Annotated in this window: 13 protein-coding genes; 7 read left to right on the top strand and 6 right to left on the bottom strand. The window is 73.0% G+C overall.

Annotated features, from left to right (window positions below; translation table 11 throughout):
• Positions 1-77 precede the first annotated feature (77 nt).
• The 4 genes from ACFV6D_RS14880 to rny all read left to right on the top strand — a co-directional run bounded on the left by ACFV6D_RS14880 (position 78) and on the right by rny (position 5349).
• Positions 78-1334, top strand: coding sequence for an AI-2E family transporter (locus ACFV6D_RS14880; protein ID WP_380336445.1), 1257 nt, complete (start codon positions 78-80; stop codon positions 1332-1334).
• 177 nt (positions 1335-1511) lie between these two features.
• Complete coding sequence (recA, locus tag ACFV6D_RS14875; RefSeq protein WP_063349323.1) at positions 1512-2630, top strand: recombinase RecA; 1119 nt, start codon at positions 1512-1514, stop codon at positions 2628-2630.
• Positions 2631-2634: 4 nt separating this feature from the next.
• Positions 2635-3723, top strand: a complete 1089-nt coding sequence (recX, locus tag ACFV6D_RS14870; RefSeq protein WP_380559930.1) for a recombination regulator RecX — start codon at positions 2635-2637, stop codon at positions 3721-3723.
• Between the two features lie 156 nt (positions 3724-3879).
• Positions 3880-5349: a ribonuclease Y gene (gene rny / locus ACFV6D_RS14865; RefSeq protein ID WP_380559928.1), complete on the top strand. Its 1470-nt coding sequence runs from the start codon at positions 3880-3882 to the stop codon at positions 5347-5349.
• 63 nt (positions 5350-5412) lie between these two features.
• On the opposite strand, the gene ACFV6D_RS14860 is transcribed toward rny, so the two are convergent.
• The 5 genes from ACFV6D_RS14860 to ACFV6D_RS14840 all read right to left on the bottom strand — a co-directional run bounded on the left by ACFV6D_RS14860 (position 5413) and on the right by ACFV6D_RS14840 (position 10634).
• Entirely contained in the window at positions 5413-7161 is a 1749-nt protein-coding gene (locus ACFV6D_RS14860; protein ID WP_063349325.1) for an FAD-dependent monooxygenase, read from the bottom strand.
• A 122-nt stretch (positions 7162-7283) separates the two neighbouring features.
• On the bottom strand, positions 7284-8135 hold the full coding sequence (locus ACFV6D_RS14855) for an amino acid ABC transporter permease (RefSeq protein ID WP_380428664.1): 852 nt from the start codon (positions 8133-8135) through the stop codon (positions 7284-7286).
• Positions 8132-8782 carry an amino acid ABC transporter permease gene (locus tag ACFV6D_RS14850; protein ID WP_063349327.1) on the bottom strand — a complete coding sequence of 217 codons (651 nt, stop codon included), beginning with the start codon at positions 8780-8782 and terminating at the stop codon, positions 8132-8134. Before ACFV6D_RS14850 ends, ACFV6D_RS14855 begins: the two co-directional genes overlap by 4 nt.
• Before the next feature lie 55 nt (positions 8783-8837).
• Complete coding sequence (locus ACFV6D_RS14845) at positions 8838-9740, bottom strand: glutamate ABC transporter substrate-binding protein (protein ID WP_380336426.1); 903 nt, start codon at positions 9738-9740, stop codon at positions 8838-8840.
• A gap of 120 nt (positions 9741-9860) precedes the next feature.
• Entirely contained in the window at positions 9861-10634 is a 774-nt protein-coding gene (locus ACFV6D_RS14840) for an amino acid ABC transporter ATP-binding protein (RefSeq protein ID WP_063349329.1), read from the bottom strand.
• 371 nt (positions 10635-11005) lie between these two features.
• Between ACFV6D_RS14840 and ACFV6D_RS14835 the strand changes: the two genes are divergently transcribed.
• Together ACFV6D_RS14835 and ACFV6D_RS14830 are read left to right on the top strand one after the other, a co-directional pair.
• Positions 11006-11761 (top strand): response regulator transcription factor, encoded by a 756-nt coding sequence (locus tag ACFV6D_RS14835; RefSeq protein WP_380559926.1) that lies wholly within the window; start codon positions 11006-11008, stop codon positions 11759-11761.
• A gap of 6 nt (positions 11762-11767) precedes the next feature.
• Entirely contained in the window at positions 11768-13198 is a 1431-nt protein-coding gene (locus tag ACFV6D_RS14830) for a HAMP domain-containing sensor histidine kinase (protein ID WP_063349331.1), read from the top strand.
• 75 nt (positions 13199-13273) lie between these two features.
• On the opposite strand, the gene ACFV6D_RS14825 is transcribed toward ACFV6D_RS14830, so the two are convergent.
• Positions 13274-14293, bottom strand: coding sequence for a TAXI family TRAP transporter solute-binding subunit (locus ACFV6D_RS14825; protein WP_079135875.1), 1020 nt, complete (start codon positions 14291-14293; stop codon positions 13274-13276).
• An 85-nt stretch (positions 14294-14378) separates the two neighbouring features.
• Between ACFV6D_RS14825 and miaB the strand changes: the two genes are divergently transcribed.
• Complete coding sequence (gene miaB / locus ACFV6D_RS14820; protein ID WP_279634927.1) at positions 14379-15881, top strand: tRNA (N6-isopentenyl adenosine(37)-C2)-methylthiotransferase MiaB; 1503 nt, start codon at positions 14379-14381, stop codon at positions 15879-15881.
• The last annotated feature ends 193 nt before the right edge of the window (positions 15882-16074 follow it).

The following is a 16074-nucleotide window of genomic DNA, read 5'->3' as shown; positions in this document are numbered from 1 at the left end:
CCGCCCGCGGGACCGACCCCGCCCCGGCGGGGTGCCCGGTGCTCGGGCGGCTCCGGGGGATGGGTGAGACTGTCGGAGTGACAAGCAGCGCAGAAGCACAGAATTCGGACAGGACGGCGCGGGTCGCCGACGAGGCTCCGGGTCCGCCGCCCGAACCGCGGCTGCCGGAGGGCGAGGCCGGCGGCCTCTGGGGTGGCGGGATGCCGCGCTGGCTGCCCCGGGCGATGGTGCTGGCCCTGGTGCTGGTCGGGCTGTTCCAGCTCGCCGACTGGGCCTTCCACCAGCTGATCGACCTCTTCGTGATGCTGCTGGTGGCCTTCTTCCTCTCGCTGGCGCTGGAACCGGCCGTCGACCGGATGGCGGCGCGCGGGGTGCGTCGCGGGATCGGCACCTTCCTGGTGTTCGTCGCGGTGGGGATCGCGGTGATCGGGTTCCTCGCGGCGCTCGGCACGCTGCTGGTCGATCAGGTCGCGAAGATCGCCGGGGACCTGCCGCACCTGGTCGACAACCTGATCAACTGGGTGAACCGGACGTTCCATCAGGACCTGTCGCTGGGCGAGCTGCAGAAGAAGCTGCTCAAGGACTCCGGCGCGATCGAGAGCTACGCCCAGCAGGCCGCCGACAACGTCTGGGGCCTCTCCTCCACCGTGATCGGCGGGCTCTTCCAGGCCTTCACGGTCGGGCTGTTCACCTTCTACTTCACCGCCGAGGGCCCGCGGGTCCGCCGGACGGTCTGCTCGATGCTGCCGCCCGCCAAGCAGGGCGAGGTGCTGCGGGCCTGGGAGATCGCCCTCGCCAAGACCGGCGGCTACCTGTACTCCCGGGCGCTGCTCGCGGTGGTCTCCGCGGCCGGGCACTGGGTGATGTTCGCGCTGCTCGACCTGCCGTACGCGGCCGCGCTGGCGGTCTGGGTCGGCGTCATGTCGCAGTTCGTGCCGACCATCGGGACGTACCTGGCCGGCGCGCTGCCGGTGCTGGTGGCGCTCACCGTGCAGCCGGTGGACGCGCTCTGGGTGCTGATCTTCGTGGTGGTCTACCAGCAGGTCGAGAACTACCTGTTGCACCCGAGGATCACCGCGCGGACGGTGGACGTGCACCCGGCGGTCGCGTTCGGCGCGGTGATCGCGGGCGCGGCGCTGCTCGGCGCGGTGGGTGCGCTGATCGCCATCCCGGCGGCGGCCACCTTGCAGGGCTTCGTCGGGACGTACGTGCGGCGGTACGAGGTGGCCACCGACCCGCGGATCGACCGGGGCGAGCAGCGGCGGGCCCGGCGGGAGCTGCGCCGGGAGGCGGCGCGGCGGCTGCGGCGGATGGTCGGCGGCGACGGGAGGTGACCCGGCCGGTGGTGGTGGCACCGTTCGGACGTGCGAAGCTTGAATCGAACATTTGTTCTCTGTACTCTCCGGCGAGGAGTTTTCCACAGGCGGAGCCGGGTCGGGCTCGTTTGTCAGTGGGACGCGCTAGCGTCGAGGACGATGAAGCGCACAGCACAGAACCCGAGGGTGGAAGCCATGGCAGGTACGGACCGCGAGAAGGCCCTTGAGAACGCACTCGCTCAGATCGAGCGGCAGTTCGGCAAGGGCTCGGTGATGCGCCTGGGCGAGAAGGCCAACGAGCCGATCGACGTGATCCCCACCGGGTCCACCGCCCTGGACGTCGCCCTCGGTGTCGGCGGTATCCCGCGCGGCCGGGTGGTCGAGATCTACGGCCCCGAGTCCTCCGGCAAGACCACCCTGACCCTGCACCTGGCGGCCAACGCCCAGCGGGCCGGCGGCACGGTCGCCTTCGTCGACGCGGAGCACGCGCTCGATCCCGAGTACGCCAAGAAGCTCGGCGTGGACACCGACGCCCTGCTGGTCAGCCAGCCGGACACCGGTGAGCAGGCGCTGGAGATCACGGACATGCTGATCCGCTCCGGCGCTGTCGACCTGATCATCATCGACTCGGTCGCGGCGCTCGTCCCGCGTGCGGAGATCGAGGGCGAGATGGGTGACTCGCACGTCGGTCTGCAGGCCCGGCTGATGAGCCAGGCGCTGCGCAAGATCGCCGGTGCGCTGAACCAGTCGGGCACCACGGCGGTGTTCATCAACCAGCTGCGCGAGAAGATCGGCGTCATGTTCGGCTCGCCGGAGACCACGACCGGTGGCCGGGCGCTGAAGTTCTACGCCTCGGTCCGGCTGGACATCCGCCGGATCGAGACCCTGAAGGACGGCACCGAGGCGGTCGGCAACCGCACCCGCGTCAAGGTGGTCAAGAACAAGGTCGCCGCGCCGTTCAAGCAGGCCGAGTTCGACATCCTCTACGGCATCGGCATCAGCCGCGAGGGCGGCCTGATCGACATGGGCGTCGAGCACGGCTTCATCCGCAAGTCCGGCGCCTGGTACACCTACGAGGGCGACCAGCTCGGCCAGGGCAAGGAGAACGCCCGCAACTTCCTGCGGGACAACCCGCAGCTCGCCGACGAGATCGAGCGGAAGATCAAGGGCAAGCTCGGCATCGGCCCGAAGACCGAGGAGCCGGCCGAGGGCGAGGCGGCGGCTGCTGCCGCCGACGGCGCCGCGAAGCCGATCACCGCGACCGCCGCCAAGACGGCCGCGGCGAAGAAGACGGCGGCGGCCGCCAAGGCCTGAACCGTTGACGCAGCACGACGCAGTGGGTGAGGGCGGCCCGGCGGGTCCGGACGGCGACGACTACGGGCCGCCGGACTGGTTCGCCGCCGTGGCGGGGGAGCCGGAGCCGCCGTTCGAGGCGACGCCCCGGGAGCGGTCGCAGCCCCGGAAGGGGCGGCGGCGGGAGCGGTCCTCCGCCGCACAGTGGGCATCCGGTTCGGAGCCGGAGTTCGACCGGGAGCCGGCCCGGGCGGTGCGCGGCGCGGCGCCCGGGCCGGCACCGGCGGAGCCGTCGGTCGGCGAGCTCGGGTTGGTCTCCGCCTCAGAACTGCCCACCGGCCGCCGCAGGCGGCGCTCGGCACTGGCGGCCGAGGAGTTCGACGAGGCCGGCTCCCCGGCGGCGGGCGAGGGCCGGAGCGAGGCCGGGGCGGTCGGTCACGGGGGTGTGACCGCCCCGGCCCCGCACACCGGTCCCGGCGCGCGTCGTGGGCGGCGCGCTGCGGCCGGGCGCTCCGCCGGGCACGCCTCGGACGAGACGGGCGCTCCGGGTGACGAGCACGACCCCTCCGCCCGTACCGGCCGAACCGGGCGGAAGCGGGCCGGGGCCGAGGAGACGGCCGATCCCGAGACCCGCGCCCGCGACATCTGCCTGCGGCTGCTCACCGGCGCCGCCAAGAGCCGCAAACAGCTCGCCGACGCCCTGCGCAAGCGGGAGATCCCGGACGACGTCGCCGACGAGGTGCTCACCCGGCTCGAAGAGGTCGGGCTGATCGACGACGCGGCCTTCGCCGCGGCCTGGGTGGAGTCCCGGCACGCCGTCCGGGGCCTGTCCCGGCGGGCGCTGGCCCAGGAACTGCGCACCAAGGGCGTGGCCGCGGACCTGGTCGAACAGGCCGTCGCCCAGCTCGACCACGACGACGAGACCGAGGCCGCCCGGGCGCTGGTCGACCGCAAGCTGCGGTCCACCCGGGGGCTGGACCCGCAGGTCCGGATGCGGCGGCTGGTCGGTGTGCTGGCCCGGCGCGGCTACTCCGAGGGGCTGGCGTTCCGGGTGGTGCGCAGCGCGCTGGACGAGGAGGAGCCGGGCGAACCGTCAGGAACCGGGAGGGACTAGTGGCCGTCCGGTAGCCATTGCGTACGCTTCTTGGTCCAGTCCAGGTCGAGTCTTGACCGTTTCGTGACCCGCACCTAGCCTCGCACTCAGTGCGGGGGCGCTTCCGGACGGCGGTCCACGCCGGGCGGCGGACAGCGGTGACGGGGAGTGGGCGGCATGAGGATCTCTGCGGGCACCGGACCGGACACCTCCCTGCTGCCACTCGCCGGGTCGGCCGGCGCCGTCCTGCTGCTCCTCGCCGTCCTGGTCGGGCTGCTGGCCAAGCGGCTCCGGGCCGCCCAGCGGCGCGTCGGCGTCGAGGCCGAGCGCGTCCGCGGCTGGGCCGAGCAGCAGACCTCCCGGCAGCGGGCCGAACTCGCCCGGCGCGAGGAGCAGTTGGCCGAGGAGCTGCGCCGGGTCCGGACCAGGGAGGACGAACTCGCCGCGCGCTCCGCCGAACTGGAGCGCACCCGGGGCGAGGCCGAGGCGCTGGTGACCCGCCGGGTGGCGGTGCTGGAGCGGGCCGGCGGACTCTCCGCCGAGCAGGCCCGCGCCGAACTCCTGCGCGAGGCCGCGACCACGGCCCGGCGGGAGGCCGCGGTCACGGTCCGGGAGATCGAGCGCGAGGCCAGGGAGGAGGGCGAGCGCCGGGCCCGGGGCATCCTCGCCGGGGTGATCCAGCGGCTGGCGTCGGTGCAGACCGCCGAGACGGCGGTCACCGTCTTCCGGCTGCCGAGCGAGGACATGAAGGGCCGGATCATCGGCCGCGAAGGCCGCAACATCCGTGCCTTCGAGGCGGTCACCGGCGTCAACCTGATCATCGACGACACCCCCGCGACGGTGCAGCTCTCCTGCTTCGACCCGGTCCGCCGGGAGACCGCCCGGCTCACCCTGGAACAACTGGTCGAGGACGGCCGGATCCACCCGACCCGGATCGAACACGTCCACGAGCGCAGCCGCGAGGAGGTCGAGCAGTGCTGCGTCCGGGCCGGTGAGGACGCCCTGCTGGACGCCCGGGTCGGCGGGATGCACCCCGAGCTCGTCCGCACCCTGGGCAGTCTGCGCTACCGGGTCTCGTACGGGCAGAACGTGCTCGGGCACCTGCTGGAGTCCGCGCACCTGGCCGGGATGATGGCCGCCGAGCTCGGGGTGGCCCCGGAGCCGGTGCGGCGGTCGGCGCTGCTGCACGACATCGGCAAGGCGCTCACCCACGAGGTCGAGGGCAGCCACGCGGCGGTCGGCGCGGACTTCGCCCGCAGGCACGGGGAGTCCCCGGAGGTGGTGCACGCGATCGCCGCGCACCACGGCGAGGTGGAGCCGCGCACCGTGGAGGCCGTGCTCACGCAGGCCGCGGACGCCTGTTCGGGCGGGCGGCCCGGGGCGCGCAAGGAGTCGCTGGAGGTGTACGTGCGGCGGCTGGCGCGGCTGGAGGAGATCGCCCGCGCGCACGAGGGCGTGGCCGAGGTGTACGCGATGCAGGCGGGGCGCGAGGTGCGGGTGATGGTGCGGCCGGAGGAGGTGGACGACCTCGGGGCGCAGCTGATCGCCCGGGAGGTCGCCCGGCAGGTCTCCGAGGAGCTGACCTATCCGGGCCAGATCCGGGTGACGGTGGTCCGGGAAAGTCGGGCCATCGCGGTGGCGAGTTAGGTCCTGTCCGGCGCACGTCCGGGGCGCGCGCAGGGGTGCACGCCCGGGGCTCGCGCCAGGGCCCTACGCGCTGGGGGAGTCCACCTGCTGGGGCGCCTGGCGGGCGGCGGGCTCCGGCGCTGGGCTCTGGTCGGGCTCGGGTTCGGGTGCGCCGGCGAGCGGGGCCGGACCGCCCCGGGCGCGGTCGGCGAGCGCCAGCAGGTCCTCGGCGGCGGCGCCCTGGGTGGCGCCGACCAGGTGCCCGTCCGGCCGGATCAGCAGCACGGTGTGCGGCCCGGCCTCCGGGTACTCCTCGGTGACCAGCACTTCGGCGGGCACCGGCAGCGCGGCGGCGACCTCGGCGAGCCGGGGCATCAGGCCGGCGCCCAGCCAGTGCTCGGCGGACCAGACGGCGGTGCCGGGGGCGACCAGCAGCAGCAGGAAGGTGACGCCGAGCCGGGCGTGCAGGTGGTCCGGGGTGCCGTCGGCGGCGAGCACCGGCAGGTCCGGGACGAGCACGCCGGGGGCGGTGGCCGGCAGCAGTTCGCTGAGCGAGGTGGTGCCGCGGGCGCCGCGCTGGACCGGTACCCGGCCGGGGACGCCCGAGGGCGCGGCCGGGTAGGCGGGCGCGCCGCCGAAGCGGCCGGTGCCGAGCTGTCCGTCGGCGAGCAGCGGTGCGTGCTTGCGGAAGCCGCCGACCAGCAGCGAGCGCCGGGTCTGCTGCCAGCCGCGCAGCGGGCGCAGCAGCGGCATGGACTGGTCGACGGCGCGCAGCCGGGCGCCGACCGCGCCGCGCCGTTCGGCCTCGTAGCCGTCCAGCAGGGAGCCGCCGGGTTGCGGGCCGCCGGAGTGGAGGTGCCAGGCGAGGGAGAGCCGCCAGGCGAGGTTGTCGGCGTCGCGCAGCCCGTCGGCCAGGTTCTGCATGCCGAGCGCGCCGTGCAGGTGGGCGGCGTCGCCGGCGAGGAAGCAGCGGCCGCTGCGGAACCGGGCGGCGAGGCGCTGCTGGGCGGTGTGGTCGGCGGCGGCGAGCAGGTCGAAGCGGGGGAGTTCGCCGCACCAGCCGGTGAGGGTGGCGGTGACCCGGGTGAGCAGGGTGTCGCCGGTGACGACGCCGGGCCAGGTGGCGTGCGGGTCGACGGTTTCGGTGGGGGCGGGCCGCCCGGGGGGCAGCCGCCAGTCGAGCCGCCAGACGCCGTCCGGCAGCGGGCGGGCGGAGGCCTCGCGGTCGCCGCGCCACGGGGGCTCGCGGTGCAGCCGGGCCTCGTGGAAGGGCAGGTCGACCCGGACGGTGGCGATGGCGTTGCGGTCGACGGCGGGGCGGCCGGGGAAGCGGATCTTCAGGAGCTTGCGGACGGCGGATCTGGCGCCGTCGCAGCCGACCAGGTGGCTGCCGCGCCACCAGGTGCTGGAGCCGTCCTGGGTGCCGTGGGTGCGGACGCTGACGCCGTCGCGGTCCTGTTCGAGTTCGACGACCCGGCTCAGCGGGACCAGCCGGACCAGCGGGGTGCCGGTGAGGGCGTCGCGCAGGCCGCGCTGGAGGCGGTGCTGGGGCAGGTGGAAGGCGGGGGAGTCGGTGAGGTCGATCCGCAGGACCTCCTGGCGGCGGCGCCAGACGGTGAAGGAGTCCCAGAGGGCGGAGTCCGAGACGGCCCGCGGGTAGCCGATCCGGGTGAGGAAGGCGGCGGTGTCGGCCCCGAGGACGACGCTGCGCGGGCCCTCGGGGCAGAGCCCGGAGCCCTCGTCCAGGACGATGGTCGGCACCTCGTGCCGGGCGAGGGCGAGGGCCAGGGCCAGACCGACCGGTCCGGCCCCGACCACGATCACCGGGTCCATGCGGTGACCTCCGGGCACGAACCGGCCGATGGGCCGGCGTCAGTTACCGCTGCCGCATATGCCGCGTGGATGCTCCCGGGAGGTGTCACGAAGAGCAATGCAACAGTTCACCTGCGTGTGCGTCAAGCAGCAGCTGAAGTGCGCCGGTTCGCGCCGCGACGGCCGCGCGCTTCGATCCACCGGGCGAGGGCGGTCAGCAGCAGGCACATGGCGATGTAGATCGGACCGATCACCAGCACCACGGGGATGTAGGGGAAGCCCGCGGCGTTGATCGGCTGGCTGGCGATCGCCTTGCCGACGAACAGCAGCTCGTTGAAGGTGATGACGAAGCCGAGCGAGGTGTCCTTCAGGGTGACGACCAGCTGGCCGATCATCGAGGGCAGCATCGAGCGGATCGCCTGCGGCACCAGAATGCCGGCCATCACCTGGGTCTTGCGCATGCCGAGCGCGTAGGCCGCCTCGGCCTGGCCACGCGGGACGGCGTTGACGCCGCTGCGGATGATCTCGGCCTGCACCGAGCCGTTGTAGAGGGTGAGGCCGATGACAAGCGCCCACATCGGCTCCTTCGCGAAGAACGCGTAGTAGAGCGCGACGATCAGGATCAGCAGCGGCATCGCCCGGAAGAACTGGACGAAGCCGACGGCCGCCCAGCGGACCGGCTTGTGGTCGGAGAGCTGTCCGGCGGCGAGCAGGCCGCCCAGGGTGAGCGAGAACAGCGCGGCCAGGCCGAAGGCCTCCAGGGTGGAGAGCAGGCCGTCTGCGATGCGTTGCTGGACGGTGTTGTACTGGAACGCGTCCCACAGATGAGGGTCGAACTGGCCGTTGTCGGAGAGCGCGGTGAAGACGTACTGGAGCAGGGCGGCGACGCCGATCAGCGCCAGCACCCCGAACAGCTGGTACCGGGTGCGGGCCCGCGGGCCGGGGGCGTCGTAGAGGACGCTGGCCGTGGGGGTGCGGGTGAAGAGGTTGCTCATCGGGCCACCGCCAGTCGGGATTCCAGGACGCGGAACAGCGTGGCGACCGTGGCACTGATCACCAGGTAGGCGCAGGCCACCCAGAAGAAGATCCCGAAGATCGCGTAGCCGCGCTCGGAGAGGGTCTGCTGCACGCTGTAGAGCTCGCTGACGCTGAAGGCGCCGGCGATCGCCGAGTTCCTCGGCAGCGCGATGAACACACTGCTCAGCGGGGCCAGGACGGTCCGGGTGGCCTGCGGCAGGATGATCAGGGTGAGGGTCTGACCGAAGCTCATGCCGAGGCTGCGGGCCGCCTCGGCCTGCCCGAGCGGCACGGTGTTGATGCCCGAGCGGATCACCTCGCAGACGAACGAGGCGGTGTAGCCGCCGAGCGCCAGCACCGCGAAGGTGAGGTGGCTGAAGTGCACCCCGAGCGGCGGCAGGCCGAAGGTGACGGCGAAGAACAGCAGGGTCAGCGGCGTGTTGCGGAACAGCGTGACCCAGGTGGTGCCGAAGGCACGCAGGACCGGCACCGGGGAGACCCGGAAGGCCGCCAGCAGGGTGCCCAGCAGCAGGGCGAGCAGGGCGCTGAGCGCGCTCAGCTCGATCGTCTGCAGGAAGCCGTCGCGGAACAACGCGAAGTTGTCCTGCTCGAACAGGAACCCCATCCGGCGGCCCTCCTCTCATCAGATGGTCAGGACGGATGGTCGGGCGTGGACCGGATCAGTAGCGTTCGAGGGCCGGCACGGCCGGCGCGGCGGAGCCGGACGCGCCCAGGGTCGCGTCGTAGGCCTTCTTCCAGTCGCCGTTGTCCTCGTGGGCCTTGAGCGCGTCGCTGATGGCGTTGCGCAGGACCGCGTCGTCCTTGTTGAGACCGACGCCGTAGTTCTCCTTGGTGAACGGCTTGCCGACCACCTTGAGCTTGGGGGCGTACTTGGAGGCGTAGCCCTTGAGGATCGCGTCGTCGGTGGTGACCGCGTCGACCTCGCCGGACAGCAGCTTCTCGACGCAGGCCGAGTAGGTGTCGAACTGCGTGATCTTCGGGTTGTACTGCTGGATGTTCTTGATCGAGGTGGAGCCGGTGGCGGTGCAGACGTTCTTGCCGCCGACGCTCTCCGGGCCGGTGATCGAGGTGTTGTCGGCCTTCACCAGGAAGTCCTGACCGGCGATGTAGTACGGGCCGGCGAAGGAGACCGTCTTCTTGCGCTCGTCGTTGATGCTGTAGGTGCCGACGTAGAAGTCGATCTGGCCCTTGGCGATGGCCGGCTCGCGCTGCGAGGAGACCAGCGTCTGCCACTTGATCTGCTGCGGGCTGAAGCCGAGGTCGGCGGCGACCATCTTGGCGATCTCGATGTCGAAGCCGCTGCGGTCGCCGCTGGCGACGTCCTCGAAGCCCAGTCCCGGCTGGTCGGCCTTGGCGCCGATGATCAGCTGGCCGCGCTTCTTCGCCTCGGCGAGGATCGCCGAGTCGATCTTGACGTCGGTCTTGACCGTGTAGGTGGGCAGCGCCGGGGCGTTGCCGCTGCTCGCGGCGGTGGCGCCGGGGGAGCCGTCCTTGCCGCAGGCGGCGGTGGCGGTGAGCGCGACGGCACAGAGCGCGACGGCGAGGGTGCGACGAGTCCTCATGAGGGTTGTTCTCCTGGGAGCTGGGCCACGGCTAACCGGGCTCTGGCGTCTGGAAGGTGCGTGCACGGGCAGGGCCGCCTGGCGTCCTTGCCGGCGGCGGCCCCGCGTGGTCTCGAAGCGTCAGTGGTGGAGGATCTTCGAGAGGAAGTCCTTGGCACGGTCGGAACGCGGCGCGGTGAAGAAGGCGTCCGGGGTGTTCTGTTCGACGATCCGGCCGTCGGCCATGAACAGCACGCGGTTGGCGGCGGAGCGGGCGAAACCCATCTCGTGGGTGACCACGACCATCGTCATGCCGTCGGCGGCCAGCTGGCGCATGACCTCCAGCACCTCGTTGACCATCTCCGGGTCGAGGGCCGAGGTGGGCTCGTCGAAGAGCATCACCTTGGGCTTCATCGCCAGCGCCCGGGCGATCGCCACGCGCTGCTGCTGGCCGCCGGAGAGCTGGGCGGGGAACTTGTCCGCCTGCGCGCCGACGCCGACCCGCTCCAGCAGCCCGCGGGCGGTCTTCTCGGCCTGCGCCCGGGCGATCCCGCGCACCTTGACCTGGCCGATGACGACGTTCTCCAGCACCGTCTTGTGCGCGAACAGGTTGAAGCTCTGGAACACCATGCCGACCTCGGCGCGCAGCCGGGCCAGCTCCTTGCCCTCGTCGGGCAGCGGGCGGCCGTCGATGGTGATCGTGCCGGAGTCGATGGTCTCCAGCCGGTTGATCGTTCGGCAGAGCGTCGACTTGCCGGAGCCGGACGGCCCGATCAGGACCACGACCTCGCCCTGGACGATCTTCAGGTCGATGTCCTGGAGGACGTGCAGCGCGCCGTAGTGCTTGTTCACGCTGCTCAGCACGACCAGGGGGGCGGCTGCAGGGGTGGAGTCCTCGACCGGATTCTCGGCCATCGCGCCTGCTCCCTCGTGTCGGCCCGTGAAAGTCTGAACTCCCTTGGGCGGCAATGGTGGTACGAAATCCGGGAGCCGCGACCGGCGGAGCCGCAGCCCCCGGTGGGCCGACCATAGGAGTGATGACGACGTGCCGTCAGCCGATCTGAGCGGAACTTGAGGATCACGAAACGGCCACACGCTGCTCGCGGGCTGTTCGCCGGGGCGCCAACGGGGCATGTGACAGCCGGCGTCCGCGCCGGCGCGCCCCGCCCCGTGGCAGCCGTCGGGCGACCGAGCCTGGCGCCGGGCCGCCCACTGGCTCATACTGCGCAGGACCGGGGCCCGACCAGGCGGTCCCGGCGATCAGGTGGGGGAAGGAGGAGAACAGGATGCGATTGCTGCTCGTCGAGGACGACGAACGCGTGGCCGCCGCGCTGGTCGCGGTACTGGGCCGGCACGGCTTCCAGGTCCGGCACGCCCGCAGCGGGCACGAGGCGCTGGACGCCCTGGTGCCGGACGGAAGCGACCCGTACCGGGTGGTGCTGCTCGACCTCGGGCTGCCCGACCGCGACGGCTTCGAGGTGTGCAGCCGGATCAGGGCCGGCAGCGGCGTCCCGGTGATCATGGTCACCGCCCGCGCCGACATCCGCTCCCGGATCCACGGCCTCAACCTGGGCGCCGACGACTACGTCACCAAGCCCTACGACATGGGCGAGCTGCTCGCCCGCATCCACGCGGTGGCCCGCCGCGGCGCCGCCCCCGCCTCGGTGGCGGCGCCCGCGCCCGACGCCGTCCCACAGCAGCGCGGCCCGCTGGAGTCCCGCGGCATCCGGATCGACCGGGAGCGCCGCCGGGTCAGTGTGGACGGCCGGGACGTGCCGCTCACCCGCAAGGAATTCGACCTGCTCGCCCTGCTCGCCCAGAGCCCCGGCGTGGTCTACCGGCGCGAGCAGATCTTCAGCGAGGTCTGGCGCAGCGGCTGGGAGGGCAACGGGCGCACCCTGGAGGTGCACATCGGCTCGCTGCGCAACAAGCTCGCGCTGCCCGGCCTGGTCGAGGCCGTCCGCGGCGTCGGCTACCGCCTGATCCCGGAGTCCCCGGCGCCCGCCGCGGACCCGGCCCCGCCCGCCCCCGCGGAGCGCTGACCGCACGTGCGCACCCGCCTGCTCGGCATCCTGATCGCCCTCATGCTCTGCGTCCTGGCCGCCCTGGGGCTGCCGCTCGCGGCGGCGGTCGCGGCGGCCGAGCAGAGCAGGGTGGTCGTCGACCGGCTCGACGACGCCGCCCGCTTCGCCCAGGACCTGCCCACCTCCGGCCCCTCGGCGGTGGAGTCCGCGCTCAAGGGCGACCCGGAGCCCGCCCCCGGCGACGTCAGCCGCCGGCGCGCGATCGACGCCGAGGTCCGCCGCTACCACGACCTGTACGGCGTGCGGCTGGGCATCTTCCAGCGCGACGGCGTGCCGATCGCCGCCGCCCCCGCCGACTGGCGGGTGCCCCGCGGCTGGGGCGCGCAGGCCTTTCAGGAGGCGCTGGACGGGCGGCGCAGCCACAACCCGCCCCAGGTCTGGCCGTGGACCGACGACCGCACCCTGACCGTCGCCACCCCGGTGGTGCGCGACGGCGACGTGGTCGCGGTGGTGCTCAGCGAGTCCCCCACCGGGGCGCTGCGCACCCGGATCCTGCACAGCTGGCTGGTGATCGGCGCCGGCGAGGCCGCCGCGATGATCGTCGCGGTGCTGCTGGCCGGCCGGCTCACCGAGTGGGTGCTGCGCCCGGTCCGCACCCTCGACCGGGCCACCCACGACATCGCCACCGGCCGGATGGCCGCCCGGGTCGCGCCCGGCGGCGGCCCGCCCGAGCTGCAGCGGCTGGCCCGCTCGTTCAACGAGATGGCCGACCACGTGGTGCTCGCCATGGACCAGCAGAAGGCCTTCGTCGCGGACGCCTCGCACCAGCTGCGCAACCCGCTGGCGGCCCTGCTGCTGCGGGTCGAGGTGCTCGGCCTGGAACTGCCCGAGGGGCACGAGGAGGAGCTCGGCGGCGTCCGGGAGGAGGGCGTCCGGCTGGCCCGGGTTCTGGACGACCTGCTCGGCCTGGCCACCGCCGAGCACGCCCGCCCCGAACCCGAGCAGACCGACCTCGCCGCGCTCACCCTGGCCCGGGTCGACGCCTGGCGGCCGGTCGCCGAGCAGCGCGGGATCGAGCTGAGCTGGGAGGGCCCGGCGCTCGCCGTCGGCATGGCGGACCCGATCGGCTTCGGCTCCGCCCTGGACGCCGTGCTGGACAACGCGCTCAAGTTCGGCCCGGCCGGCAGCGGGGTGCGGCTGAAGGTCTCGGTGCGCCGGGACGAGGTCGCGGTGACCGTCACGGACGCCGGGCCCGGCCTCGCCGAGGACGAGCTGCCCCGCGCCGGGGACCGCTTCTGGCGCAGCCCGCGGCACCAGAACGTGGACGGCTCCGGGCTCGGCCTGTCGATCGCCCGCACCCTGCTGGCGGCGGGCGGCGGTTCGCTCGCCTTCGCCCCGGTCGAGCCGACCGGGCTCGCGGTGACGCTGACGGTGCCGCGGCCGGAGAAGCGGTAGCCCGTACGGGCCCGCAGCGCCCGTACGGTTTCCGGGCTTCAGGGCCTCGCCTTCAGGGCTCCACCTTCAGGACCTTCAGGGCTTCACCGAGCGGTAGTAGCGGGCCGCGCCCTCGTGCAGCGGGAGCGGGTCGGTGTAGACGGCGGTGCGCAGGTCGACCAGCTGGGCGGCGTGCACCTGGGAGCCGATCTGGTCGCGGCTGTCGATCACCGCCCGGGTCATGCCCTCGACCAGGCCCGGGTCCACGTCGTCCCGGGTGATCAGCAGGTTGGGCACGGCCACGGTGGCGACGGCGTCCTTGGGGTCGGCGTTCGGGTAGGTGCCCTTGGGCATGGTGGCTGCCCGGTAGGCGTCGGTGCCGCCGCCCTCCATCTTGTGGATGGCCCCGGCGAGGTCCCCCAGCGGCACGACCCGCATCCGCATGTGGTCGGACAGGTCGGTGAGGGCGCTGGTCGGCAGGCCGCCGGACCAGAAGAAGGCGTCGAGCTTGTTCTCGCGCAGCTGGTCGGCGGCGTCGCCGACGCCCGCCGACACCGGGACGATGTCGTGGTCCGGGTCCAGGCCGGCCGCGGCCAGCAGCCGCCTGGTCACCAGGTTCACCCCGGACTGCGGCAGGCCCACGCCGACCCGCAGCCCCTTGAGGTCGGCCGTGCGGTGCACCGTCGAGGAGGACGGGACGATCAGCTGGAGGTAGTCGTCGTACAGCCGTGCGATCGCCCGCAGCCGGTCCTTGCCCGGGCCCTGGTAGTCGGCGACGGCGTCGGCGGTGGCGATCGCGAAGTCGTCCTGGCCGCTGGTCACCCGGGCCAGGTTGTCGATCGAGCCCTCGGTGTTGTCCAGGGCCAGCCGCACCCCCGGCATGGCCTTGGCGACGTGGGCCTCCAGCAACTGCCCGTACCGGTCGTAGACGCCGCGCTGCACGCCGGTCGCGAAACGCGTCTCGCCGCGCGGGTAGCCGGGCGAGCGGCCCGCCGACAGCCACCAGCCGCCCAGCCCCGCGACCAGCAGCACCAGCACCAGCACCGTCCGCCACAGCGGGCTGCGGGCCGCGGTGCGGACGGCGGCGCCGAGACGGGACGGGGTGGTGGGGGTCATGCAGGGATACTGCCAGGCGCTCCGCCGGAACGGGAGGGGAAACGGTGGGGGAAAAGCGCTTCGCGGCTGCCCGTACCCTGGTCTGGTGAGCGGTGAGAGCGGATTGAAGAGCTACAAGGTCGTCACGTACGGCTGCCAGATGAACGTCCACGACTCCGAGCGGCTGTCCGGCCTGCTGGAGGACGCGGGTTACGTCAAGGCCGGGCAGGAGGGCGACCCGGACCTGGTCGTGTTCAACACCTGCGCGGTGCGGGAGAACGCCGACAACAAGCTGTACGGCAACCTCGGGCAGCTGGCGCCGGTCAAGACCCGCCACAAGGGCATGCAGATCGCCGTCGGCGGCTGCCTCGCCCAGAAGGACCGCGACACCATCGTCCGCAAGGCCCCCTGGGTCGACGTGGTGTTCGGCACCCACAACATCGGCCACCTGCCGGCGCTGCTGGAGCGGGCCGCGGTCGAGCGCAAGGCCCAGGTCGAGATCCTGGAGTCGCTGGAGACCTTCCCCTCCACCCTGCCGACCCGCCGCGAGTCCGCGTACGCCGCGTGGGTCGCCATCTCCGTCGGCTGCAACAACACCTGCACCTTCTGCATCGTCCCCGCACTGCGCGGCAAGGAGGAGGACCGCCGCCCCGGCGACGTCCTCGCCGAGATCGAGGCGCTGGTGGACGAGGGCGTCATCGAGGTGACCCTGCTCGGCCAGAACGTCAACGCCTACGGCTCCGACCTGGGCGACCGCGAGGCCTTCTCCAAGCTGCTGCGCGCCGCCGGCCAGATCGAGGGCCTGGAGCGGATCCGCTTCACCTCGCCGCACCCGCGCGACTTCACCGACGACGTGATCGCCGCGATGGCCGAGACGCCGAACGTGATGCACCAGCTGCACATGCCGCTGCAGTCCGGCTCCGACACCGTCCTCAAGGCGATGCGCCGCTCCTACCGCCAGGAGCGCTTCCTCGGGATCATCCGGAAGGTCCGCGAGGCCATGCCGGACGCGGCGATCTCCACCGACATCATCGTGGGCTTCCCCGGCGAGACCGAGGAGGACTTCGAGCAGACGATGCACGCCGTCCGCGAGGCCCGCTTCACCAACGCCTTCACCTTCCAGTACTCCAAGCGCCCCGGCACCCCGGCCGCCGAGATGGCGGACCAGGTGCCGAAGGCCGTCGTGCAGGCCCGCTACGACCGGCTGATCGCCCTCCAGGAGGAGATCTCCTGGGAGGAGAACAAGAAGCAGGTCGGCCGCGTCCTGGAGATCCTGGTCGCCGAGGGCGAGGGCAAGAAGGACGACAAGACCGACCGGCTCTCCGGCCGCGCCCCCGACAACCGGCTGGTGCACTTCAGCAGGCCGACGGAGCCGGTGCGTCCGGGCGACGTGGTGACCGTCGAGATCACCTACGCCGCCCCGCACCACCTGCTCGCCGAGGGCCCGTCGCTCGCGGTGCGCCGCACCCGGGCCGGCGACGCCTGGGAGAAGCGCCAGGCCAAGCCCGCGGCCAAGCCGGCCGGGGTGATGCTCGGCCTGCCGGGCATCGGTGCCCCGGCCGCGCTGCCCCTGGCCGCTCCGGCGGGCGGGGCCTGCTGCGGCGACTGACGGCCCACTCCTCGAACGGGGCCTGCTTCTCGAACGGGGCCTGCTTCTCGAACGGGGCCGCTCCTCGAACGGGGCCTGCTCCTCGAACGGCGGCCCGGCGGGACTTCGAGTCCGGCCGGGGCGCCCGCGCCGGGTTGGGAGAGTGTGGGGGTTATTAAAAACAGTAGCGGGCCGCGGCCAAGCCAAGGTATAT

Source organism: Kitasatospora sp. NPDC059812, from assembly GCF_042732075.1.
In the GTDB taxonomy this organism is placed as follows: Bacteria; Actinomycetota; Actinomycetes; order Streptomycetales; family Streptomycetaceae; genus Kitasatospora.
The sequence above is the reverse complement of the archived record's forward strand: the minus strand, read 5'-3'. Positions and strand labels throughout refer to the sequence as shown.